Raw genomic sequence first — 23,948 nt, forward strand, 5'->3', positions numbered from 1 at the left:
CGCTCGAACGAGCGGCTTTTATTTAGGAATAAAGAGGTGGAATAATGAGAATATTATGGGACTTTGACGGGACGCTATTCGATACGTATCCAGCTTTTATCAAAGTTATGAAACATTTTGTTCCGGATCATATAACTGACGAGGAGATCCTTGCAGCATTAAAAGTATCATTTCGACATGCGACAAAGGTATTTGGGTTAACAATGAGCCAAGTTGAAGAGTTTAGGCGACTAGATAATGAACTTTCCCCTGACATGAAGCCCCCTTTTAATGGAGTCAAAGATATTCTCGAGAAATCTGATCTCAATGTGATCATGACACACAAGCCTCGTGAAGAAGTGATGACAATTCTTCGTTATTTTGATATGGAACATTACTTTACTGATCTTGTGGCTGGGGATGACGGATATCCTAGAAAGCCAGATGCGACATCCTACCGATACTTGCATAATAAGCACCATTTAGACCTTGCAGTTGGGGATCGATTACTAGATATTATTCCAGCGAAAGAAGTTGGAATGAAAACGTGTCTCTTTCAAAACAAGTCACATGGAGCAGATCTGTATGTGCAACATTATCCACAGCTCAAGAATTTACTTTGGTCCAATTAGTGTAATATCAAATACGGTTTGAGGGAGTTTTCCATAGTGAGCAAGCAACAGCGTTTTCTCCTTATAACATTCCTACTCGGAGTATTTTTAGGTGCATTAGATTCAGGCGTTATCTCACCTGCTTTAACAACGTTGGTCAAGGAGCTTGATATCGAACTGAAGTTCACTATTTGGGTAGTAACGATCTATACGTTAGTTTATGCAGTCAGCATGCCCATTACGGGGAAACTTGCTGATTTATATGGAAGGAAAAATATTTTTCTTGCGGGGATTTTCCTATTAGCTCTTGGTTCTCTTGTTGCTGGTTTGAGCGGCTCTCTTCCGTCTTTATTAGTAGGAAGGGCAATCCAAGCTGCTGGGGCAGGAGGAATCATTCCGATTGCAAATGCTGTTATTGGAAGTAGTTTTCCTAAAGAGAAAAGAGGGATGGCACTCGGCTTAATTGGGGCTATGTTCGGTATTGCTTCAATCCTAGGACCTGCAGTTGGGGGATTCTTGGTCGCTCAGGTTAGCTGGAGATGGATATTTATCATGAATATCCCAATCGCCTTTATTATCTTTCTGATGGCGTTGAAACTACCAGTTGAAGAGAATAGACCGAAACGTACCATCCTCGATTGGAAAGGTGCACTGTTACTTTCAGTTGCCATTATTTCTTTATTACTAGGATTAACGAATTTAGATACACAGGACCTTATTCGTTCCATTACAACCTTATCGGTTTGGCCTTTACTCTTATTAAGTGTCGGTATACTCGTACCACTTGTGAAGATAGAGGCAAAGAGTGAAGACCCAATCATTAACATCTCATATTTTAGGAATAGAAATATCGTCCTTGCATTGCTTATTTCAACCATCACTGGAATAGGCATCATTAGTATGATTTTCATACCTTCTTTTTCTGAACTCTTATTAGATCTTGCAACAGGAAGAGGAGGATATGTCATGGTTATACTTGCTCTCGCATCTGGGTTTGCTGCACCTATTGGAGGTGTTTTGCTCGATCGATGGGGAGCGAAACCAGTCGTATTAACAGGATTTAGTTTAAGTTTGATAGGTGCACTCATCTTTAGTTTCATAGCTGACGGCTGGGTATTCCTCATTATCGGCATGATCTTCTCTGGGGTCGGCATAGGATTTACAATGGGCACGCCTCTAAACTATCTTATGTTCGAACTGACTCCTCAAAAAGAAGCAGGATCCAGTCAATCTCTCGTTAGTTTATTTCGATCGATTGGCACTTCGCTCGGACCTGTCATATTAGCAGGTTTTATCGTAACGTCAACAGTCGATGAACAAACCATGACTACCTTAGAGAAAAGCTTAATTATAGTAGGATACGAGCGTATGTACCTTGCAAGCTCTGTCATATTTTTGATAGGTATCATCCTAGCATTATTCTTAAGGCTTCCATATAAGAAATAAGGGGGTACATCGCTTTGTAAGGGTATAAAGCGAAAGATGTGAAAATAGTTGAACCAGCAGGGATTGTAAGACGAGGATGAAACATTATTGACGTTTTACTGATCTTTACGGTTACTACTCTGCTTGGGACAATTTTCGGCAGTCAGGATTCTCTAGCTTTTGATCTATTCGAATTTTTGTATTATACCTTAGTACCTGTTCTGTGGGTGGGGTATACAGTAGGCAAGAAGCTAGTAGGGGCACAAATCAATCGGGTGGATGAAAAAAGGTATCTATTTGGACGATGTTAAAACGCCATCTTATCGCTACGATTGCTTTAGCGTCCCCGAACTAATCGGAGCATTACTTCTCATCATGACCACGGATATTCCATTTAGCATGTTGATACAGTCAGGAGCTATAAGTGATGAGGAATTACGTGTATTAAAACACATGAGGCAACGATCATTACTTATGTAACCATATTTGGAATAGCTACAATTCTATTAAGTCTAATCAATATATTCATGGTGGGTTTAAGGAAGGATTATAGAGGGATTTACGATTTTATTGCGGGAACGTATGTAAAAATCACAAAAGCATAACAAAATGGGGATGAGACCTTCAGTCTCATCCCTTTTATATAGAAAGGATTTATGTATCTCTAGTCCTATTTATTGACCAAAGCGGTTAAGAACTTCATAAAAATGGGTAAGAAATTCAAAAAACTTCCTTTCAGATGGTGCAAGATCTCTTCCAACAGGGACAATGACGCCTACAGTTCTTGTTACGTTAGGCTCTGAAAGCTCGATTTTCACTGTTTCAGGCGGTAACTGCTCTGAAAGTGTGATTTCTGGTAATAAACTCACTCCAAGACCAGCGGCAACTAGCCCTTTAATCGTATCGATATCTTCCCCTTCAAATGCGATGCGAGGTTTAAAGCCAACTTGTTGACAAGCTGATGTAACGAGGTGATGCAAAGCATAGCCAGGTCGAAAAAGAACAAAGGGGTCGTTCTTTAATTGACCGAGTCTCACCATCGGATTATCTGCTAACGGATGGTTAAACGGTAGCAGTGCAAGTAGCTTCTCAGTGAAGAATATATGACCTTCTACGTCAGATCGATCTTTAGGAACTGGCGATACGAACGCCAAGTCGATTTCCCCTTTACTAACTGCGTCTGTTAACTCCTGTAATGAGCCCTGACGAAGTTGAAACCCAACACTCGGATGTTCATTACGAAAAGCTGATATAACTGTAGGTAGCGTTTTCGCTGCTAGACTGTTCGGGAAACCGACCCGAATCGTCCCAGTTTCAGGATTTAAGTATTCATGGACAGCCTGTGTCGCACGTTCAATCTCAGCAATGGCTGTTTCTGCATGATCCATAAAGATATGACCTACTTGAGTTAATTTAACATTTCTTCCTTCTCTAAAGAACAATTGCACACCTAATTCAGATTCCAAGTTTGCAATCTGTCTACTCACTGCGGATTGCGCGACATGAAGTGAGGTAGCCGCTTCTGTTACATGTTCTCTTCTAGCAACTTCCATAAAGTAATATAGCTGCCTTAGCTCCATAAAAAAGCAACCCTTTCTTTAATTGATATCAATAATAGATTAATTATATCTAAATTATATATTGAAAGCATGAGTCCGTGCAACGTACAATGAATGTAGAATATTTAAACAATTAAGACGTTATGGCGTTAAAGAGATAAACCATAGCGATTTGTGATAAGAGCGAGGAGTGGGATTATGGTAAGAAGTAACTTTCCGGAAAAGCAAGGATTGTACGATCCAATTCATGAACATGATGCTTGCGGGATTGGACTCATTGCAGACATGGACAATGAACCAGCGCACAGTATCATAGAAAAAGGAATTTATATGCTACGCCAGCTAGATCACCGCGGAGGGCAGGGAAGCGATCCTGACACGGGTGACGGTGCAGGTATCATGCTAGGAATTCCACATGAATTTTTCAAAAATGAAACGGACTTCGAATTGCCGGATAAAGGAGCTTACGGTGTAGGCATGATGTTTATGCCTGTAGATAACCATCTTCGCCAGCGAGCAATTAAGATTCTTGAAAATGCAATTGAAGAAGCAGGCCAAGAACTAATCGGTTGGAGAGAAGTTCCAATCGACGAATCGACGATTGGGGAAGCAGCTCGAATAGCGCAACCAATCATACGCCAGGTCTTCATTAAAAAAGGAAACGTGTCTGAAGAAGAGTTTGAAAGAAAACTCTATGTTATTCGTAAAAAAGCAGAGAAAGAAGTATCGCAGGATGCTCAGCTAGCTAAGACGAAATATTACGCAGCTAGCTTCTCGAAAGATACGATCGTTTACAAAGGAATGTTAACGCCAGAACAGCTTGATAAATTTTATCTTGATCTGAAAAATCCGAATTTTAAGTCTTCATTCTCTATGGTGCATTCTCGTTTTAGTACGAATACGTTCCCAAGCTGGGACCGTGCTCACCCGAATCGCTATTTGATTCATAATGGTGAAATCAATACGTTACGCGGAAATGTAAACTGGATGAGAGCAAGAGAAGGTGCTTTGAAATCTAATGTATTCGGAGACGATATCAAAGAGATCGCGCCTATTATTCGTCAGAACGGCAGTGACTCTTCATCTCTAGATAACTGCTTGGAATTCTTAACGTTATCAGGACGTTCTCTTCCACACGCAGCAATGATGATGATCCCTGAACCATGGGATAAAGATACGACGATGCAAGATCCGAAGAAGGCATTTTACGAGTATCATAGCTGCTTGATGGAACCTTGGGATGGTCCAACAGCGATCGCATTTACAAACGGTAGACAAATCGGTGCGATGCTTGATCGTAATGGATTACGTCCAGCTCGATATGTCGTAACAGATGATAACACGTTTATTCTTTCCTCAGAAGTTGGAGTCATCGAAATAGACGAAGAGAAGATCATCGAAAAAGGACGTCTAAGCCCTGGTAAGATGCTAATGGTGGATTTTGAAGAGAAAAGGCTTATTTATGATGACGAGATTAAAGAACAGGTTGTAACTGAGCACCCTTACCGTTATTGGTTAACCAATCATTTAATGAGTCTTCGTGCTGAAGAAGTCGAAGTGAAATCTAGAAATGGAAAAGACTTAGTCCAAATACAAAGAGCATTCGGTTACACATATGAAGAGTTAACAAAAAACATTGCTCCTATGGTCACTGAAAAGAAAGATCCAATCGGTTCAATGGGTAATGATGTTCCTCTAGCTGTCTTATCAGATCGACCACAGCTGTTATTCAACTACTTCAAACAATTATTTGCTCAAGTAACGAATCCACCGATCGATTCTATTCGAGAAGAATCAGTTACATCAACAATGACGCTACTAGGTCCTGAAGGAAATTTACTTGATACAGATAAAGAGAGCTGTAGAAGAATACGCCTGGAAACACCTATTATGACTAAAGGGAAATTCGAAGCAGTTAAAAACCTACACGACGATAGCATGCAATCTGAAACGCTCAGCTTGTTGTTTGATGTCTCTCGTGGAGAAACCGAAATGGAGCATGCGCTGTTAGCATTGTTTAGAAAAGCTGATCGTGCGATTAAGAATGGGAAAAGCATTCTTGTTCTATCTGATAAAGACCTAAATCATGATCAAACAGCAATACCTTCATTACTGGCGATCAGCGGCCTTCATCATCATTTGATTAAGAGGGAAACAAGAACGAAGGTTAGCCTTGTAATTGAAACAGGCGAAGCAAGAGATGTTCACCAGTTTGCGATGTTAATCGGTTACGGAGCAGATGCAATCTACCCATACCTAGCATACGAATCCATCTCACATATGTTGAGTGACGGTACGATCGAAGGATTCACAATTGACGATGCGATCAAAAACTACATCGATGCTGCAACGTCTGGAATCGTTAAAGTAATGTCTAAGATGGGCATTTCAACCATTCAAAGTTATAGAGGGGCTCAGATCTTTGAAGCCATTGGGATTAGTAATGAAGTCATCGATCGATATTTTGCTGGTACAGCTTCACAAATCGATGGAATTCCAATCGATGTGATCGCTACAGAGACGCTTATGAGACATCACTTTGCATATCATGACTCAGAATATGAGGACGTAACGCTCGAAACTGGAAGTGACATGCAGTGGAGAAGTGGTGGAGAGCACCATTCCTTTAATCCTAAAACGATCCATACGCTCCAACATGCTGCTAGAACCAATAATTATGATCTTTACAAGAAGTTCTCTTCTATGGCACATGAGGAAAACTTAACTTACTTGAGGCAGGCATTTGATTTTGAATCGAATGGACCTGTACCGATCGAGGAAGTTGAAAGTGTAGAATCGATCACTCGTCGCTTTAAAACTGGAGCGATGAGTTACGGAGCTCTCAGTGAAGAAGCCCATGAAGCACTTGCTATCGCGATGAACCGTATAGGTGGTCGAAGCAATAGTGGTGAAGGTGGCGAGCACCCATCCCGTTTTGAGCCTGATGAGAATGGCGATTCTCGAAGAAGTGCGATCAAACAGGTTGCTTCAGGTCGATTTGGTGTTTCTAGTCACTATTTAACGAACGCAGATGAGATTCAAATCAAAATGGCGCAGGGTGCTAAGCCAGGTGAAGGTGGTCAGCTACCAGGAAAGAAAGTTTATCCATGGATTGCTGAAGTTCGAGGTTCGACTCCTGGAGTAGGCTTGATCTCTCCCCCGCCTCACCATGATATCTATTCGATTGAAGACTTAGCACAGCTTATTCATGATTTGAAGAATGCTAACCCTTCAGCACGTATCAGTGTAAAGCTTGTAGCAAAAGCGGGTGTTGGAACAATCGCAGCAGGGGTTGCAAAAGGGCTTGCTGATTGCATCCTTATTAGTGGATATGAAGGTGGTTCTGGTGCATCACCAAGAACAAGTATCAGACATGCAGGGCTACCGTGGGAGCTAGGATTAGCAGAAACCCATCAAACACTTGTCTTGAATGATTTACGTGATCGAATCGTGTTAGAAGCAGATGGAAAAATGATGACGGGTCGAGATGTTGTCATGGCATCTCTACTTGGTGCAGAAGAATTTGGTTTCTCTACAGCACCTCTTGTCGTTCTAGGATGTATTTTGATGAGAGCTTGTCACCTTGACACATGTCCTGTTGGAGTTGCTACCCAAAACCCAGAACTACGCAAGAAATTTATGGGAAGTCCAGACCATGTCGTAAACTATCTAACATTTATTGCAGAAGAAGTACGAGAAATTATGGCTGAACTTGGATTTAGATCGATAGAAGAAATGATAGGAAAGACGAATGTGTTAAAAGTTAGTAGCCGAACGAAACAACATTGGAAAGCAGGTTACTTAAACTTAAAACCATTACTATATCGCCCGCACATGTCTGACGAAGTAGGCACGTTCCATCAGCGAGATCAAGATCATAATCTTGATGCTGCACTTGATCGAACATCTATTATCCCAGCTTGCCTAGGTGCGATCGAAGAGAAGAAAACATTTGAAGGAACGTATGCGATTCACAACACGAACCGTGTTGCCGGAGCAATGCTTGGACACGAGATCACAAAGCGCTACGGTGAAGAGGGATTACCTCATGAAACGATTAAATTGAATTTCAATGGTTCCGCAGGTCAAAGCTTTGGTGCATTCGTTCCAAACGGTGTAACGATGAGACTTGAAGGTGACGCCAACGACTACGTCGGAAAAGGACTTTCTGGTGGAAAGCTTATCATTCATCCTTCAAATCGCTCTACGTTTGAACGTGATCGTAACACCATCATAGGAAACGTTGCGTTCTACGGTGCGACTTCAGGTGAAGCGTATATCAGTGGGCAGGCCGGAGAGCGGTTCTGTGTCCGTAACAGTGGAGTTAAAGCTGTTGTCGAGGGAATTGGTGACAATGGTTGTGAATACATGACAGGCGGTCGTGTCGTTGTTCTAGGGACAACTGGAAAGAACTTCGCGGCAGGAATGTCCGGTGGAGTTGCATATGTACTAAGTGAAGACAGAGAAGAATTTATTCGAAATGTGAATTCAGAATTGGTACACATGGAGACCTTAACGAATTATGAAGAAATTCTTGAAGTGAAACAGTTCGTTCAACAGCATGCTTATCATACTGATAGCCCTAAGGCAATAAAGATTCTACAGAACTGGAATGAATTCGTAGGAGGTTTTGTGAAAGTAATCCCCAAGGAATTTAAGAAAATTACAGCTTCACTTGAAGAACTGAAACAACAAGGATATGAAGATGATGATGCAGCACTTGAAGTGTTCCAGCAGGCTAAGAACGGTAATGTAAAGCCGACAAAAGTAAGCGACCTGGAACCCGTATAAGGAGGTATTCGTTTGGGTAAACCAACAGGATTTATAGACTATCCAAGAGAGAAAATGCGTGAAAGAGATCCATTGACGAGATTAAAAGATTGGGAAGAATACCAACTTCCACAATCAGAAGAAAAATTAAAAGAACAGGGTGCTCGCTGCATGGATTGCGGCACTCCGTTCTGCCATTCCGGCATCGAAATTAACGGCAATGCCTCCGGGTGCCCGCTATATAACCTTATTCCTGAGTGGAATCACCTTGTATATGAAGGGAAATGGAAAGAAGCGTTAGATCGTCTATTAAAAACAAATAATTTTCCAGAATTCACAGGGAGAGTGTGTCCAGCACCGTGTGAAGGTGCATGTGTAGCCGGAATTCCTGACGATGCTGTAGCTATTAAGAGTATCGAAAAAGAGATCATTGACCGAGGGTTCAACGAAGGATGGATGACTCCAAAACCACCTAAGAAAAGAACAGGGAAGAAGATTGCGGTCGTTGGTTCTGGTCCTGCTGGTTTAGCCGCAGCTGATCAGCTAAATAAAGCTGGACACTCCGTAACGATTTACGAACGGGATGATCGAATCGGCGGATTGCTCATGTATGGTATTCCTAATATGAAACTCGACAAAGAGCTAGTGGAACGCCGAGTGAATTTATTAGAAGAAGAAGGCGTCCGTTTCGTTACCAACACAGAAATCGGAGAAGATATCTCACGTGAAGAGTTAAAGAATCAGCATGATGCTGTCATTCTTTGTACAGGAGCTCAAAAACATCGCGATTTACCAATAAAGGGACGCAAATTAGGCGGCATCCATTATGCGATGGATTACTTAAAGAAAAATACCAAAAGTCTACTAGATTCAAAGCTACAAGATAAACAGTATGTATCTGCAGAAAATAAACATGTCATCGTTATCGGTGGCGGTGATACTGGGGCGGATTGTGTTGCTACATCACTAAGGCATGGTTGTAAGAGCGTTCATCAATTCGGAAAGCACCCTCAGTTAACAGCCGACCGCATGATCGATAATCCTTGGCCTGAATTCCCGAAAGTCTTTACACTTGATTATGCATATGAAGAAGCTGCAGCAAATCATGGGGAAGACCCTAGACAGTATTCCATTATGACGAAGAAGTTTGTTGGGGATGAGAATGGCGATGTGAAAGAGCTTCACACGGTTACGATCGAAAAGCATGTGGATAAGCGCGGTAATGTATTTATGAAAGAACTACCAGGTACTGAGAAAGTATGGCCAGTCGACCTCGTTTTAATTGCCATTGGTTTTACAGGACCAGAAGAGGGAGTACTTGAACACTTTGAAGTTGAACAAGATGATAGAAAGCTTGCAAAAGCTGAATTTGACGACTATAGAACGAACATCGACGGCGTCTTCGCCGCTGGTGATGTCAGAAGAGGCCAAAGCTTAATCGTATGGGCGATCAATGAAGGTCGCGGAGCCGCTAGAGAAGTCGATCGTTATTTAATGAACAAAACGGTACTACCATAAACACACTGAAAACCACTCCTCGATTGAGGAGTGGTTTTCGCTTATGAAGAACGATCTTTAGAGTGAACAATGGCGAGTACCAGGCCTGAAAAACTAATCATAATGGTGAGAGCCTCAAATACGCTAAGCATAACATCACTCCTTTAATAGTAGGATGGCGTAAAAGAGGGTTGTCCTATACTCATAAATCTAAAGGTTTGACAGAAAATGCATTCTTTAATACACTTAAATCAAATATCTTGAATTAAAGATAATGGCGATGGAGATTAAACTTTTGTATTTAGGGAATCAGATTTACTACGGAAAATTAATAAAGGAGAATGTCTTACATGAAACATACAACTGGAATTCATCATATAACAGCAATAGTTGGAAACCCACAAGAAAATGTTGATTTTTATAGCGGTGTATTAGGATTACGTTTAGTAAAGAAAACCGTTAATTTCGACGATCCTGGTACGTATCACCTCTATTTTGGTAACGAAGAGGGTGCACCTGGCACAATCATGACATTTTTCCCTTGGTCAAATGCACATCAAGGTAGAATCGGATCAGGACAGGTTGGAGTAACTAGTTTCGTTATTCCAGAAGGCAGCATAGGATTCTGGAGAGAACGATTAGAGAAATTCGACGTTGCAGTTAATGAGCGTACACGATTCGGTGAAGGTGTTTTGGAATTTGACGACCCTCACGGATTGCACTTAGAACTAGTTGAGCGAGAAGAAGGTGAAAGAAACACGTGGCAATTCGGGGGTGTCGATTCATCCAATGCTATCAAAGGATTTGCTGGTGCGACGCTATTATCTGGTCAACCTGAAGCTACAATCAAAGTATTGGAAGATGTACTAGGGTTTACGCGTGTATCAGAAGAAGGAGACTTTATTAGGTTTAAATCAAGTGGTCCTATAGGGAACACGGTAGATGTTAAGAAAACATCTCTCCCATCAGGTTCCCTTGGTTCAGGAACTGTACATCATATTGCATGGCGAGCAAACGACTTTGAAGACCATGAATCTTGGAGGGCTCTGATCGAAGAGAAGGGGTACAAACCGACACCTGTAATCGACCGACAATATTTTAATGCGATTTATTTCAGAGAAGAAGGCGGCATATTGTTCGAAATTGCTACTGATCCTCCTGGATTCGCAAAAGATGAAGATTCAGAAGAGATGGGGATGAACCTTCTTTTACCACCATGGTTGGAGGACAAGAGAACTCAAATCGAAAATATACTAGAACCAGCACAAGCACGAGTTTTGGAAGGTGATAAATAATGAAGCATATCTTTAAGCAGGGAGCATCTGATAAGCCTACATTACTTCTACTTCACGGAACAGGCGGTAATGAAGAAGACCTTGTTCAACTTGCACATCTAATAGCACCTGATAACTCTTTTTTAAGTGTTAGAGGGAACGTATCTGAAAATGGCATGCCACGCTTTTTCAAAAGACATGCAGAAGGCGTATTTGATGAAGAAGATTTGGTTGCACGTACACACGAACTGAATCAGTTCATTACAGATGCATCAGAAAAATATGATTTTGATAGAGATAATGTGATCGCAATTGGTTATTCTAACGGAGCAAATATTGCGGGAAGCTTACTCCTTCACGATGAAAATGCACTTAAGGCGGCTATATTACATCACCCGATGGTACCTATACGTGGTTTAAAAACACCTGATCTGTCTAACATGCCGATCTTTATCGGTGCCGGAGAAAATGATCCAATCTGTTCTTCAGAAGAAACGATTGAATTGGAGAAAATCCTATCAGATGCAGGAGCTTCCGTAACGGTTCATTGGGAACGCATGGGACATCAATTAACAAAACCTGAAGTAGATGCTGCAGCACAGTGGTATAATCAGAAATTCTAAGAGGGGAGCAGTCAAACGACTGCTTTCAAGCTGTCGAGAAAGTCTCGGCAGCTTTTCTTTTTTTCCTTTAAAATCATTATCATCAAATCCAGTAGGAGTGAATACAGCTGACTCGGGCGTTCGTCCGCAGGAAAGCAAGCTGTATTCAAACTTCTACGACGCGAGGAGCAGAGCAGTCAAATGACAATTCTTTTAATTTACAGAGACATTCTCGTTTTAATAGGAAAAGTAAGAATCTGAACCTAATAGCCAAAACTACATTCAATAGCAAAAAGAATTATGAAAACCGCTTATACATAGGTAAACTATTGTATGATAGAAAGATAGAAAAGAGGTAAGAGAATGATATTCACAACTGCTGGCAGACCTACTATCTCCTCTATAAATGAAGCAAAACGCCTTTCAAATTTTTATAGTGGAACATACATAGATCGTAACAAACGCTCCGTAAAAGATATCATGAAGGATTCACAAGAACCCGTCATCGTCTACGGAAATAATCGACTGTACTTATACGTTGATAATAGTATTGAACCTATCTTTTTTCACCCTAACTCTGCAATGTTCCGTTGCAAATCACTTGCCAAAGGAATGGCTGACCCTTTTATTGAAGCATGTGGTCTAGAAGAAGGGATGAGCCTGTTAGATTGTACTGCTGGCCTTGCTTCAGATAGTATTGTAGCTAGCTTCGTAACCGGTGTTAACGGTAGAGTTGAAGCCTTAGAAGGTTCTTTACTTGCTCTCTTACTTCAAGAAGGATTAGCGAAATGGGATAGCGGGAATGAAGAGATAAATCAAGCGATAAGAAGACTATCTATAACGTGGAAGAGGTACGAAGAGGTCTTGCCAACAATTCCAGATAACGCATATGACGTCGTATATTTCGATCCTATGTTTGAGGAGACTATTCTTGAATCTGACGGAGTGCAAGGAATTCGGAGAGTTGCGTTATATGATGGTATATCACCTGAAATGGTAACTGAGGCTAAACGGATCGCAAAGAGACGAGTCGTACTTAAAGACTTTTGGAAAAGTAATCGGTTTGAACAATTACAGTTTCATCAACTAGTTCGCAAAACATCAAAGTTCCATTACGGTATTATCGAATTATAGGAGGGGATTTTATGCTTCCTGACCATTTAGATACAAATTTAAGTATTCTCTTCATTGGATTTAATCCTGGCCTACAATCCGATGAGAGCGGACACCACTATGCCAACCCTACAAATAGGTTCTATACCGTTTTACACAAATCAGGATTAACTGATCGGCAGTTACACCCTAGTGAAGATGCTCAATTGTTGCACTATGGGTATGGTTTGACCAATATCGTTGACAGACCGACGAGAGGTGCAGCTGAATTAACGAAAGAAGATTATCGTAAAGGTAGACAGCGGCTTATCAATAAAATAACGACATATCGACCAAAAGTGAATTGCTTTGTTGGAAAAGGTGTGTATCAGAAGTTTTCAGGTATCACCAGGGTTGACTGGGGCTTTCAAAAAGAAAATCAAGTAGAAGGGGTGAGGGATTTCGTCGCTCCTTCTACAAGTGGACTTGTAAGAATGAACATAGAAGAGCTTGTCGACATCTATAAAGAGTTGAAGAGATCATAAAAAAACGCGTCCATTAAGGGCGCGTTTTTTCGTTAGGCAAATCGGATTAACAACCTCTTCAAGAGCGGAGTGAGGTATGCAGGGATTTCCTGTGCTGATGGAATAACTAGGCTTTGTGTACCGTAGATGTTTTTCATCGTGCTGATTTCTTTATCTTGTGGTTCACCGTTCGAGAGAAACACCCCGATTACTTCTATTCCTTGCTTCCTCGTGTTGTTAACTGCTTCATGAGTATCGATGATTCCATTCTCACTATAATCGTAAGCTGACGGTTCTCCGTCTGTGAAAACGATGAGGATCTTATTCTTTTCATTACGATTTTGCAGTTCTTGTGCAACTTTACGAATAGCATATCCATCGCGATTATCTTCTTCAGGTTCAAGCTGCATGATTCTAGGACCCTCGTTTGGAAGGGTAGAACGGTTGTAATCGATCACATTGAAAAGGGTGTTCGGCTGTTCATCGGCATCTGCTTCAAAAGCATCTTCATAAAAACCAGTAATAGAATGCTTAATATCAAGACCCTTTAACGTTTCATGGAATAATGTAATGCCAAGTCGCGTTTCTTCCATTTTGTCATACATCGATGCCGAACAATCGACTAATAGCGAAAATGTTACGTCAAGTTTTGTACTAGGTGCATTTTTCTTATAGAATAACCTAGGATTTTCATCTGTTATTAGCCTAAGAAGTTTTCGGTTCAAGCGCCCGAAATGCAGATCGCTTCTAGGCGCGATTTGTTTCTGCTCGATTGTTTTTTGAATAGCGCTCCGTAAAGACTTTTCTGCATATTGAATCTCCCCTTTTGCAGTTCGATATTCACTTTTTTCTGTTTCAGTAGGTTTCTCAGCAGATTTTTGTAGTTCTTTAACAAACCTGTTTGCTTCTCCGAGCGGCGCATCTTTTGAAGAAGATGAAGCAGTATCTTTGTTTTTTAGGATTTCTTCCTCATCGAACTGACTTCCTTCAGATTGCTTTGAAGCTCCTTGCACACTTACGAAGGCTTGGTCACCCGATTCTTCTTTTCGCTCACCTTCACCGATTAAGTCTGATTTCGCACCTTCTTCTAAATCAAACTGAAGGAAGTTAGAACCTTCTTGCTCTTGCTCTTCATGCCATGTATTCATTTCTTCATCATATGTTTCTTTTTCTTCATTATCGCTAGTTTCTAATGTATCTTCACTTTTAAGCTCTGGCACTTCCTCGTCTTCACTTACAAGTTGAGCTTTAGAAGATGTTCCATACATCGTCACATACTCAGTGGTCATATCGTTTAAGTTCTCATCTAGCTCATTCGAAAACAGTGTCGCAATCGTTGCAATATCAACTGTGCTGTTTGCTTTCTTCACTTCAGAAATCATATGCCTTATGTTCGGCTTATAGGGCGATAAGCGCTCAATCAACGCTACTGGTTTTCCGATTGCTTGAAGGTAAATCGCACAAAAGAGAGCATCGAGATCTTGTTGCTGACGGACGTGAACTTCCATTCTAGCTCTGAAGCGTTTCTGGAACAGACGCTTTCTCGTTTCAAACGCATAAGCAGTTCCAGGTCTTTTTTGAATACAAATCGATTCTAGACGGATATCTTCTAGAAGTGAAAACAGCTGTTTTCGAAATAATGCATTCGTCGCATTTGTAAGTTTCGAAAGATAGCGGTCAACTTCATCATAATTTGTATGATGGACATTCCCGAGAGAGCGTAAATACACATCACTTTTCATACCATCAAATTGTGAACCGTCAAAAATATCGTTCCAATAATGGCTCACAGTCACTAAGCTTTCTTCGGGTCTATAATAGGAATGAAAAGCGAACTGCACTTCAATTTCGCTGTTACTTAAGGTTTCAGCAAGGTCAGACAGAGAAAGGTGTAAGAAGGGATCCGTCTGATTCTCAGCAAAATTTAGAAACTTCATTTATGCTGTCTCCTGATATCGGCCAAAAATGGTTTCCGCAATATTTTCAACTGCTGCTTTTTCACGCTCATCTTCAAGTTTATCTGTAATTGCTCGTTTGATGGCACGTCTCGGCTCCATATAGGTCGTAAGGTCACACGCATCGAGAAGAGAACGAGTTGAGGCCGCTTCTTCTGATACTTGCCCATCTTTTACTTTAGATTGTAAATCAGTTGATAATGTTACAAATTGATCCAGTAGGTTTGAATCAGAAAGTAAAGACTGGTCATGTAACATTTCTTTTAGAGCATTACCCTCTAAATAAGGAACCTCGATAACGATGAATCGATTTTTTAGCGCCTCATTAAGTGGAGCAGTACCGATGTAACCTTCATTGATGGCAGCGATAACACCAAAATTTTCTTTTGCTCGAACCGTCTCACCAGTAAATGGATTTAACACCATTCGTCTATAATCAAGCACTCCATTCAAAATAGGAAGAGTTTCTGCTTTTGCAGTATTGATTTCATCGATATAGAGAAGCTGGCCTTTCTTCATAGCATTCTCAACTGGACCAGGTACAAACGTAATGTGAGCATTGTTGTTATCATCGTAAGACAACGTTTTATAACCAAGAAGAGCTTCTGCATCAAGATCAACTGAACAGTTGATCGAGTACATTGGTTGGTTAAACATGTAGCTGATAAGCTCAGCAAGTTTTGTTTTACCAGCGCCAGTAGGTCCTTTCAACAGTACATTTTTACCTAAGATTAAGGCAGTCACTGCATCTTTTATAATGGAGGAGTCTGGCGCAGTATATCCTTTTGATCCTATTAAATACTGATCTGCATCATTTAGCTCATTTTGTCTTTTTTCAATACGTTCTTTAATTTCTATTGGGATATTATAATGATCGCTTACTTTCATATTTGTTACCTCCAGGTTACTCATAATCTCTTACATTCAACAGTTAACTATAACGGAACAAAACCTTTCTTGTCTAATCACAACTTCTCAAAGTGACGAGGTTTGTATTGTTTTACCGTACAGGGGAGATAAGCTATACTAGTTTTAGTTAATCTGCCTTAAAAAAGGAGTAAATATCATGAAGGCAATCCAAAAAGAAAACGTTCAAGAATTACTAGAAAGTTTCGAGAATCAAAAAGTGTATCTCCATCTTGAAACGACAAGTGGAGCTTATGCAGCACAAAATAAGGAAAAGCTTTCTGTTGGAGCTTATATACGAAATGGTTCAGTGCGCTTTACTAATGTAAAAATAGCAGGCGCAGGCCCGTTTCGAATCGGGTTTAAATTAGAGGAAGGTTGGATGTATGCCGAGGGGCTTACAGACTATGTGCTCGATGATAAGAGAAGATTACTGATGGCTGGTCATGATGATAGCGGACGCTTAGCCATCGCTGTACAATTAAGTCATACACCATTTGAATAAGGGGGAAGAGTATATGGAAAAACATGTGTTAGTCATATTCCCTCACCCTGATGATGAAGCATTTGGGACAGCGGGAGTCATGACGAAGTTTATTAAAGATGGGGTGCCTGTGACCTATGCATGTGCGACCCTCGGTGAAATGGGAAGAAACATGGGAAATCCATTTTTCGCAACAAGAGAAACGCTTCCAGAAGTAAGAAAAGAGGAGCTTCTAAATGCCTGTAAAGCAATGGGTGTAGAAGATCTTCGCATGCTTGGCTTCCGCGACAAGACGCTCGAGTTCGAAGATTCTGAGCTGCTCGTGTCTACGATAGGAGGATTGATTGATGAACTCAAGCCTTCATTGATCATCACGTTTTATCCAGGGCATGGTATCCACCCTGATCATGATGCATGTGCTCATGCGGTTGTAGAAGCTGTGAAGCGTATCCCTTCTAATAATCGTCCAACTGTATACGGTTTACCAATTACTCCTGACAGAGAGGAAGTATTGGGTAAGCCGGATCGCGTCTATGACGTTACGGATGTAATGGAAACGAAAATTAAAACCATCGAGGCACACCGTTCTCAAACAGAGGCGATGGTACCAAGGTTAAAGGATGGAACCCTCGATTTAAATTCAGATATGTTAAAGTTTATTAAGCAAGAATCTTTCTGGATTTATCCTTTCACACAATAAGTTCAACAGCGTTCATATCTATTCATGACTGAACATGTTATAATACGCTGTATATTAATTATAGATGGAGGAATACGACCTAAATGATTAACGTTACTGATGTTAGCTTACGGTATGGTGATCGTAAGCTTTTTGAAGATGTAAATATTAAATTCACTCCGGGCAACTGCTACGGATTGATCGGAGCAAATGGTGCTGGTAAATCAACTTTCCTTAAAATCCTATCTGGTGAAGTAGAACCTCAGACTGGTGACGTAAGTATGGGGAAAGACGAGCGTCTTGCTGTCTTAAAGCAGAACCACTTTGAGTATGAAGAGTATGAAGTACTTGATGCGGTTATTATGGGACATGCTCGTTTGTATGAAGTAATGAAAGAAAAGAACGAAATTTATATGAAAGAAGACTTTTCTGATGAAGACGGCATGAAAGCTGCAGAGCTTGAAGGTGAATTTGCTGACCTTAACGGTTGGGAAGCGGAATCTGATGCAGCAGTATTGCTTACAGGACTTGGAATCACAGAAGAGCTTCACCAAAAGAAACTAGCTGACCTGCCTGGTTCTGAAAAGGTAAAAGTCTTGCTTGCACAAGCATTGTTTGGTTCACCTGACATACTTTTACTAGATGAGCCTACAAACAACCTTGATCTTAAAGCAATTCAATGGCTAGAAGAATTCTTGATCAATTTCGAAAATACAGTAATCGTAGTATCCCATGACCGTCACTTCCTAAACAAAGTTTGTACGCACATGGCAGATCTTGACTTTGGTAAGATCCAAATCTACGTAGGTAACTATGATTTCTGGTATGAATCAAGTCAGCTTGCTCGTAAGATGAAAGAAGATCAGAACAAGAAGAAAGAAGAGAAGATTAAAGAACTTCAAGCCTTCGTAGCCAGATTTAGTGCGAACGCATCTAAATCGAAACAGGCGACATCACGTAAAAAGTCTTTGGAAAAAATCACATTAGATGATATTAGACCATCTTCTCGTAAATATCCTTACGTATCCTTTACTCCTAACCGTGAAATCGGAAACGACCTTCTTGTTGTCGATGGACTAACAAAAACGATCGATGGTGTAAAAGTACTAAACAACGTAAGTTTCAGACTTAACAAAGACGACAAAGTTGCATTAGTCGGTAGAGATGAAATTGCGAATACCGTCTTGATGAAAATTTTGATGGGTGAGATGGAAGCAGATAGCGGAACGTACAAATGGGGTATTACAACATCTCAAGCATACTTCCCGAAAGATAACTCTGACTACTTTGAAGGACAGGACTTGAATCTAGTTGAATGGCTCAGACAATATTCTCCTGAAGATCAGACCGAAAGCTTCCTACGTGGATTCCTTGGTAGAATGCTATTCTCTGGTGAAGAAGTGCATAAGAAAGCTAGCGTCCTTTCAGGGGGAGAAAAAGTTCGTTGTATGCTTTCAAAAATGATGCTGAGCGGATCTAACGTTCTTCTACTTGACGATCCAACAAACCACCTTGATCTTGAATCGATCACGGCACTGAACAACGGTCTTATCAACTTTAAAGGATCTATACTCTTTACAAGTCATGACCATCAGTTTGTTCAAACGATTGCGAATAGAGTGATCGAAATTACTCCAAATGGTGTTATCGACAAAGAATCAACTTACGATGAATACCTTGAAGATGAAGCTCTACAAGCAAAAGCACAAGAAATGTATAACTAAACAACAATGGGTCCCGTATCATACGGGGCCCATTTTCTTTGTAAAAGCTTTTTTATTTTGTAAATGACGTAATCGTAAGAACAGGGTGATGGCAGCAACTAGAAGTCCAGTACTCAATCCGATCCAATACCCATAAGGACCAAAGGAAGTGTATTGAGCAAGTAAATAACCAGAAGGAAGTCCAATAATCCAATAGGAGATGAGGCTCATTAAAAGGGTTATATTCACATCTTTGTATCCTCTTAAAGCTCCTTGAATTGGTGCTGCAATCGCATCAGATAGTTGGAAGAAAACAGCGTAGATCAGGAAGATTTTAATTAGATCGAAAACTGTTTCGTCGCTGGTATACCAGCCTGCGATATCATCGTTAAAGAAGAATAATATGAATGCTGAAAGTAATGCCATTCCTACTGCAAAGCCAATACCGATATAACTATATTGCTTTGCATCAAGGTACCTTTTTCCTCCTACTTCGAAGCCAACCGCAATCGTTAATGCCATCGAAATACTTAAAGGAATCATGTAAAGCAGTGATGCAAAGTTAATAGCAGCCTGGTGTGCTGCAATCGTTTCAGTCGAAAAAGCACTCATCAAAAGAGTGACAGCTGCAAAGATACTAACTTCAAAAAAGATAGAAAACCCGATTGGAACACCGATGTGTAATTGCTCAACCCATGTTTTGATCGAAATGCCATACCAATGCTTGAATAATGCAAATGTACGAAATGGCCTCACTTTTAGGATGAAAAATAACGTAATCACCAGAATAAACCAGTAGGTGATCGCAGAGGCGTAACCGGCTCCAATTCCCCCGAGTTCCGGAAAACCGAACTTACCAAAGATAAGTACGTAGTTGAAAAAGATATTGATGGGAAGTGACATAAGGGTAATAAACATGGTCGTGCGTGTCTGCCCGAGTGCATCGATAAAGCTTCGAAATACTGAATAAATAAAAAGAGGGAGAATACCAAATGATAGTCCGATTAAGTAACCTTTCGCAACCTCACGAACATGATCATTTAGTTCCATCATCGAAAGGATCGGATTTAGTAGAAGACTTCCACCTATTAGAATAAGGACGGAAAGTGCAACAGATAAATATATCCCTTGTAATACTGAAAAGGAGACACGTTCTTCTTGTTTTGCTCCAATATATTGCGAGACGATAGGTGTGATTGCAAGAAGTATTCCACTTAACCCTGTAAAAACAGGTACCCACAGACTCGAGCCGATCGCTACACCAGCAAGATCGCCCGCTCCTGCTCTACCACTCATTATCGTGTCGAAGAAATTCATAGAATATAAGCCAAGTTGTGTAATTAAGATAGGATACAAAACAGTGATCAATAGTTTTAATTTCTCACTGAGTGTTTGTGTAGGGTACATGTGAAAACATCCTAACTGTCTGTATTAGTTAACAGAAAAAATTATAGCATATCCATAGAAAGAATCAGTGTAGAAATGGTATAATATAAATGTGAAATAGTGAACATGATGGGTGGGAGTAAAATGGAGCGTAGATCTAATATCATATTATTTGATGGCGTATGCAACCTTTGCAACGGGTTCGTTCAGTTCATGTTAAAACACGATAAAAATCATGTTTTTCATTTCGCATCACTTCAGTCCAATGCAGCCAACAAGCTGTTAAATGAGTTACAAGTACACGACCTTTCAGACAGTATCGTCGTAATCGAGGATGGCCAAGTATTGGTGAAATCACAAGCTGTACTATACATATGTAAAAAGCTTGGTGGTAGATTTAATTTACTAAGGATAGGCTTGATCTTGCCTCATTTCATTCGAGATTTCATATATGATCTTATTGCGAAGAGAAGGTATTTACTGTTCGGAAAGAAGGAATCTTGTATGCTGCCAAATCCTAAGTACAAGAAAAGATTTTTAGAGTGAGAGGACTAACATTGTGTTAGTCTCAGTTTGTAGAGAAACTTGATTAATATGTTCCCTATGCCGTAGGAGTTTGAATACCACAAGACTCCTGTGGACGAACGCCCGAGCCTCATCGTGGACAAAAAGCGTCCACTCCGAGTCTCGAACGCCCGTTTTTCACGGGAGTCAAGTGGTATTCACTCCTACTAGGTAGCAATCAATCAAAACAAACTTTCCGACTGATTATGATTAAGTAGTCCTCTGTTTTATATCCCTAAAAGTAATTTAATGGCTTTTCTTGTTTTCAAAACTAAATATTAATGCTGATTGGAGCGGAAGGAAGCTTGACTCCTGCGGGACGTGCGGGACAGGTGAGACCCCACAGGAGCGTTTTGAAAGCGACGAGGAGACTCACCGCCCGCCCCGCGGAAAGCGAGCATCCTGAAGCGGAAATCACCTCACTATCCTGTCTTTAAGACTTTCTCAACAATCTGGGACTAACATTGTGTTAGTCTTTTTTTATTTCATGACACTTTGAATGTTTTTAGCCAAAATAATTTGACATTATGTATAGTGCTAAGCGTCTCGCAATCTTCTACACTTTTTATAGAAAGAAAATTCAGTCAATTATCCAGATTAGGAGGTCTCTACATATGGCGGATCAAGTAAAGATTGGGCTCATTCAAGCTAAGAACGATGTAGACGGTAGTGAAGCGGTTGAAAAACATAAAGAGGTAGCTATTGAAAAACACATACGTCTCGTTAAGGAAGCAAGCGATCGTGGAGCACAAATCGTATGTTTGCAAGAAATCTTTTATGGTCCTTATTTCTGTGCTGAACAAAATAAAAAGTGGTACGATGCAGCAGAAGAAATTCCGGACGGACCAACTACCAAAAGATTTCAAGCTCTCGCGAGAGAACTAGGAATCGTTATCGTCCTTCCAATTTATGAGCGTGAGGGAATCTCCACTTATTACAACACAGCTGCAGTGATCGATGCAGATGGTTCATACCTAGGAAAATATCGTAAGCAACACATACCTCAAGTGGCTGTTGGGGATAATGGCCATGGTTTCTGGGAGAAATACTATTTCAAACCTGGTAATCTAGGATACCCAGTGTTCGATACCGCATTCGGTAAAGTAGGCGTCTATATTTGTTATGACAGACATTTTCCTGAGGGAGCTCGTTTATTAGGATTGAACGGTGCTGAGATTGTGTTCAATCCATCCGCTACTGTTGCAGGACTTTCTGAATATTTATGGAAGCTTGAGCAGCCAGCACATGCTGTTGCAAATGGCTATTATCTTGGGGCTATCAATCGGGTAGGAATGGAAGGGCCATGGAACATGGGGGAATTTTATGGTCAATCCTATCTTGTTGATCCACGAGGAAATTTTGTTGCGACAGGTTCAAGGGATCAGGACGAGGTTATTATCGGAGTAGTAGATAAGAAGCTAATCCGTGAAGTTCGAGACTTATGGCAATTTTATAGAGATCGACGCCCGGAAACGTATGATGAAATGACGTCGTTGTTACCGTAATAAAAGGCAGCAGGTGTAGGCATGAAAATACACCTGCTTTTTATTTTAACTAAGGGGGACACGTTCATGAGTACTCTTGAATCATCATTACCTGACAAGTTCAAAGCCAACTTCAAAGAAGTCGAACTGCCACTTTCTGACCAGGAAGCCTCACAAGAAGCTAATCGATGTTTATATTGTTACGATGCTCCGTGTATTACAGCTTGTCCAACTGGAATCGATATACCGTCATTTATAAAGAAGATTGCTTCAGGAAATATGAAAGGTTCAGCCACTACGATTATGTCCGCAAATCCGGTAGGAGCAAGTTGTGCTAGAGTTTGCCCCACTGAAGAACTATGTGAAGGAGCATGTGTATTAAACCATTCCACAAAGCCTATTTTAATCGGTAACTTACAACGGTACGCGACGGATTGGGCTATGAGGAACGATCAGGTTTTATTTAAAAAGGGAGAGCCAAACGGTAAAAAGATCGCAATCGTTGGTGGAGGACCAGGTGGGCTTTCTGCTGCTAGAGAGCTTGCATTACTCGGTTATGAAGTGACGATTTATGAAGCTGAGAAAGAAGCAGGCGGATTGGATACGTTTGGTATTGTTTCATTCAGACTCCCTAAGAAAATCTCTCTTTGGGAAGTAGATCAGGTTAAAAAACTTGGTGTGACGATAAAGACGAGTGTGAAAGTAGGTAAGGACATTGGTTTTGATGAACTGCTTGAAACAAACGAAAGAGTCATCCTAGCGATCGGAATGGCAAACGTCCCCAATTTAAACATAGCTGGGGAAAATCTTAAAGGTGTTCACGATGCGATCGATCTTGTAAGAAGTACAAAATCACCTCCGATGCCTACACATATGGAAGGAAAAAGAGTCATTGTAATCGGAGCAGGTAACACCGCGATCGACGGTGCAACATGCTCAGTCAGACTCGGTGCTGAAAATGTGAAGATTGTTTACCGACGCACCGAGAAAGAAATGACAGCGTATGATTTCGAATACGAATTTGCAAAACAAGATGGCGTTGAATTTCGCTGGTTAACGCAACCCATCGAAATAATGGGTGATACAGAAGGTAACGTTACTGGTTTAAAGTGTGTAAAAATGCAGCTCGGTGGGCCGTCGAGTGACGGAAGAAGAAAACCAGAACCTGTACCAGACTCCGATTTCATCATCGAATGTGATGCTGTTGTAAAAGCAATTGGTCAAAAACGTCACCTAGAACTGATTGAGAAACTTGGGTTAGCTCATAATGATGGTGTCGTAATGATCAACAAGGATTCGATGCAAACATCAAACTCAAGGGTCTATGCATGTGGAGATGTTATTTTTGGCAAGGGACAAGGTGAAGCGATGGTCGTTTCGGCAGCACAACAGGGGAAAACAGCCGCTTACCATGTACATGAAAGCTTGAAGGAAATGTATTCAGCTCAATAAGA

The 23,948-nt window shown here is 40.8% G+C and carries 20 protein-coding genes; 15 read left to right on the forward strand and 5 right to left on the reverse strand.

Translation table 11 applies throughout. The features are described 5' to 3' along the window. Positions 1-44: 44 nt before the first annotated feature. The 3 genes from LCM09_RS13365 (at position 45) to LCM09_RS13375 (ending at position 2,495) form a co-directional block, all read left to right on the forward strand. Complete coding sequence (locus tag LCM09_RS13365) at positions 45-611, forward strand: HAD-IA family hydrolase (RefSeq protein ID WP_224882583.1); 567 nt, start codon at positions 45-47, stop codon at positions 609-611. 36 nt (positions 612-647) lie between these two features. Further along, entirely contained in the window at positions 648-2,036 is a 1,389-nt protein-coding gene (locus LCM09_RS13370) for an MFS transporter (RefSeq protein WP_224882585.1), read from the forward strand. A 258-nt stretch (positions 2,037-2,294) separates the two neighbouring features. Further along, entirely contained in the window at positions 2,295-2,495 is a 201-nt protein-coding gene (locus LCM09_RS13375) for a hypothetical protein (protein ID WP_224882587.1), read from the forward strand. 194 nt (positions 2,496-2,689) lie between these two features. Here the strand turns inward: LCM09_RS13375 and gltC are convergent, their stop codons facing one another. Beyond that, positions 2,690-3,595, reverse strand: coding sequence for a glutamate biosynthesis transcriptional regulator GltC (gene gltC, locus LCM09_RS13380; RefSeq protein WP_224882589.1), 906 nt, complete (start codon positions 3,593-3,595; stop codon positions 2,690-2,692). A 177-nt stretch (positions 3,596-3,772) separates the two neighbouring features. Between gltC and gltB the strand changes: the two genes are divergently transcribed. Then, positions 3,773-8,365 (forward strand): glutamate synthase large subunit, encoded by a 4,593-nt coding sequence (gene gltB / locus LCM09_RS13385; protein WP_224882590.1) that lies wholly within the window; start codon positions 3,773-3,775, stop codon positions 8,363-8,365. A 12-nt stretch (positions 8,366-8,377) separates the two neighbouring features. Next, positions 8,378-9,862, forward strand: a complete 1,485-nt coding sequence (locus LCM09_RS13390; RefSeq protein WP_224882591.1) for a glutamate synthase subunit beta — start codon at positions 8,378-8,380, stop codon at positions 9,860-9,862. Between the two features lie 41 nt (positions 9,863-9,903). Here the strand turns inward: LCM09_RS13390 and LCM09_RS20990 are convergent, their stop codons facing one another. After that, positions 9,904-9,993, reverse strand: a complete 90-nt coding sequence (locus tag LCM09_RS20990; protein WP_224882593.1) for a putative holin-like toxin — start codon at positions 9,991-9,993, stop codon at positions 9,904-9,906. 198 nt (positions 9,994-10,191) lie between these two features. Between LCM09_RS20990 and LCM09_RS13400 the strand changes: the two genes are divergently transcribed. The 4 genes from LCM09_RS13400 (at position 10,192) to mug (ending at position 13,354) form a co-directional block, all read left to right on the forward strand. Beyond that, the gene (locus tag LCM09_RS13400) at positions 10,192-11,136 is read left to right on the forward strand and encodes a ring-cleaving dioxygenase (RefSeq protein WP_224882594.1); all 945 of its coding nucleotides are present in this window, start codon (positions 10,192-10,194) and stop codon (positions 11,134-11,136) included. Then, positions 11,136-11,738, forward strand: coding sequence for an alpha/beta hydrolase (locus LCM09_RS13405; RefSeq protein WP_224882595.1), 603 nt, complete (start codon positions 11,136-11,138; stop codon positions 11,736-11,738). Before LCM09_RS13400 ends, LCM09_RS13405 begins: the two co-directional genes overlap by 1 nt. Positions 11,739-12,080: 342 nt before the next feature. Continuing rightward, the gene (locus LCM09_RS13410) at positions 12,081-12,851 is read left to right on the forward strand and encodes a class I SAM-dependent methyltransferase (RefSeq protein ID WP_224882597.1); all 771 of its coding nucleotides are present in this window, start codon (positions 12,081-12,083) and stop codon (positions 12,849-12,851) included. An 11-nt stretch (positions 12,852-12,862) separates the two neighbouring features. After that, positions 12,863-13,354, forward strand: coding sequence for a G/U mismatch-specific DNA glycosylase (gene mug / locus LCM09_RS13415; protein ID WP_224882598.1), 492 nt, complete (start codon positions 12,863-12,865; stop codon positions 13,352-13,354). Between the two features lie 32 nt (positions 13,355-13,386). Here mug and LCM09_RS13420 read toward each other — a convergent pair whose 3' ends face one another. After that, the gene (locus LCM09_RS13420; RefSeq protein ID WP_224882599.1) at positions 13,387-15,270 is read right to left on the reverse strand and encodes a nitric oxide reductase activation protein NorD; all 1,884 of its coding nucleotides are present in this window, start codon (positions 15,268-15,270) and stop codon (positions 13,387-13,389) included. After that, positions 15,271-16,176 carry an ATP-binding protein gene (locus LCM09_RS13425; RefSeq protein ID WP_224882600.1) on the reverse strand — a complete coding sequence of 302 codons (906 nt, stop codon included), beginning with the start codon at positions 16,174-16,176 and terminating at the stop codon, positions 15,271-15,273. Positions 16,177-16,354: 178 nt separating this feature from the next. On the opposite strand from LCM09_RS13425, the gene LCM09_RS13430 reads away from it, so the two are divergent. The 3 genes from LCM09_RS13430 (at position 16,355) to LCM09_RS13440 (ending at position 19,081) form a co-directional block, all read left to right on the forward strand. Further along, positions 16,355-16,699, forward strand: a complete 345-nt coding sequence (locus LCM09_RS13430; protein WP_224882602.1) for a YojF family protein — start codon at positions 16,355-16,357, stop codon at positions 16,697-16,699. A 13-nt stretch (positions 16,700-16,712) separates the two neighbouring features. Next, positions 16,713-17,378 (forward strand): bacillithiol biosynthesis deacetylase BshB2, encoded by a 666-nt coding sequence (gene bshB2, locus LCM09_RS13435; protein WP_224882603.1) that lies wholly within the window; start codon positions 16,713-16,715, stop codon positions 17,376-17,378. 83 nt (positions 17,379-17,461) lie between these two features. Next, the gene (locus LCM09_RS13440) at positions 17,462-19,081 is read left to right on the forward strand and encodes an ABC-F family ATP-binding cassette domain-containing protein (protein WP_224882610.1); all 1,620 of its coding nucleotides are present in this window, start codon (positions 17,462-17,464) and stop codon (positions 19,079-19,081) included. 18 nt (positions 19,082-19,099) lie between these two features. Here LCM09_RS13440 and LCM09_RS13445 read toward each other — a convergent pair whose 3' ends face one another. Next, positions 19,100-20,467 carry an MATE family efflux transporter gene (locus tag LCM09_RS13445; RefSeq protein ID WP_224882612.1) on the reverse strand — a complete coding sequence of 456 codons (1,368 nt, stop codon included), beginning with the start codon at positions 20,465-20,467 and terminating at the stop codon, positions 19,100-19,102. A gap of 123 nt (positions 20,468-20,590) precedes the next feature. Between LCM09_RS13445 and LCM09_RS13450 the strand changes: the two genes are divergently transcribed. The 3 genes from LCM09_RS13450 (at position 20,591) to LCM09_RS13460 (ending at position 23,946) form a co-directional block, all read left to right on the forward strand. Further along, positions 20,591-20,992: a thiol-disulfide oxidoreductase DCC family protein gene (locus tag LCM09_RS13450; RefSeq protein WP_224882620.1), complete on the forward strand. Its 402-nt coding sequence runs from the start codon at positions 20,591-20,593 to the stop codon at positions 20,990-20,992. A 632-nt stretch (positions 20,993-21,624) separates the two neighbouring features. After that, positions 21,625-22,515 (forward strand): nitrilase-related carbon-nitrogen hydrolase, encoded by an 891-nt coding sequence (locus LCM09_RS13455; RefSeq protein ID WP_224882621.1) that lies wholly within the window; start codon positions 21,625-21,627, stop codon positions 22,513-22,515. Between the two features lie 66 nt (positions 22,516-22,581). After that, positions 22,582-23,946, forward strand: a complete 1,365-nt coding sequence (locus tag LCM09_RS13460; RefSeq protein WP_224882623.1) for an NAD(P)-dependent oxidoreductase — start codon at positions 22,582-22,584, stop codon at positions 23,944-23,946. Positions 23,947-23,948 lie beyond the last annotated feature (2 nt).

It is taken from the genome of Guptibacillus algicola (assembly GCF_020171805.1).
Classification (GTDB): Bacteria; Bacillota; Bacilli; order Bacillales; family Guptibacillaceae; genus Guptibacillus; species Guptibacillus algicola.

Coding starts and splice junctions, on each gene's coding strand:
- LCM09_RS20990 (WP_224882593.1), bottom strand. CDS start 9,993: ATGCTTAGCGTATTTGAGGCTCTCACCATTATGATTAGTTTTTCAGGC.
- LCM09_RS13460 (WP_224882623.1), top strand. CDS start 22,582: ATGAGTACTCTTGAATCATCATTACCTGACAAGTTCAAAGCCAACTTC.
- LCM09_RS13450 (WP_224882620.1), top strand. CDS start 20,591: ATGGAGCGTAGATCTAATATCATATTATTTGATGGCGTATGCAACCTT.
- LCM09_RS13425 (WP_224882600.1), bottom strand. CDS start 16,176: ATGAAAGTAAGCGATCATTATAATATCCCAATAGAAATTAAAGAACGT.
- LCM09_RS13445 (WP_224882612.1), bottom strand. CDS start 20,467: ATGTACCCTACACAAACACTCAGTGAGAAATTAAAACTATTGATCACT.
- LCM09_RS13420 (WP_224882599.1), bottom strand. CDS start 15,270: ATGAAGTTTCTAAATTTTGCTGAGAATCAGACGGATCCCTTCTTACAC.
- LCM09_RS13430 (WP_224882602.1), top strand. CDS start 16,355: ATGAAGGCAATCCAAAAAGAAAACGTTCAAGAATTACTAGAAAGTTTC.
- LCM09_RS13365 (WP_224882583.1), top strand. CDS start 45: ATGAGAATATTATGGGACTTTGACGGGACGCTATTCGATACGTATCCA.
- gltB (WP_224882590.1), top strand. CDS start 3,773: ATGGTAAGAAGTAACTTTCCGGAAAAGCAAGGATTGTACGATCCAATT.
- LCM09_RS13410 (WP_224882597.1), top strand. CDS start 12,081: ATGATATTCACAACTGCTGGCAGACCTACTATCTCCTCTATAAATGAA.
- LCM09_RS13440 (WP_224882610.1), top strand. CDS start 17,462: ATGATTAACGTTACTGATGTTAGCTTACGGTATGGTGATCGTAAGCTT.
- gltC (WP_224882589.1), bottom strand. CDS start 3,595: ATGGAGCTAAGGCAGCTATATTACTTTATGGAAGTTGCTAGAAGAGAA.
- LCM09_RS13400 (WP_224882594.1), top strand. CDS start 10,192: ATGAAACATACAACTGGAATTCATCATATAACAGCAATAGTTGGAAAC.
- bshB2 (WP_224882603.1), top strand. CDS start 16,713: ATGGAAAAACATGTGTTAGTCATATTCCCTCACCCTGATGATGAAGCA.
- mug (WP_224882598.1), top strand. CDS start 12,863: ATGCTTCCTGACCATTTAGATACAAATTTAAGTATTCTCTTCATTGGA.
- LCM09_RS13455 (WP_224882621.1), top strand. CDS start 21,625: ATGGCGGATCAAGTAAAGATTGGGCTCATTCAAGCTAAGAACGATGTA.
- LCM09_RS13375 (WP_224882587.1), top strand. CDS start 2,295: ATGAAAAAAGGTATCTATTTGGACGATGTTAAAACGCCATCTTATCGC.
- LCM09_RS13405 (WP_224882595.1), top strand. CDS start 11,136: ATGAAGCATATCTTTAAGCAGGGAGCATCTGATAAGCCTACATTACTT.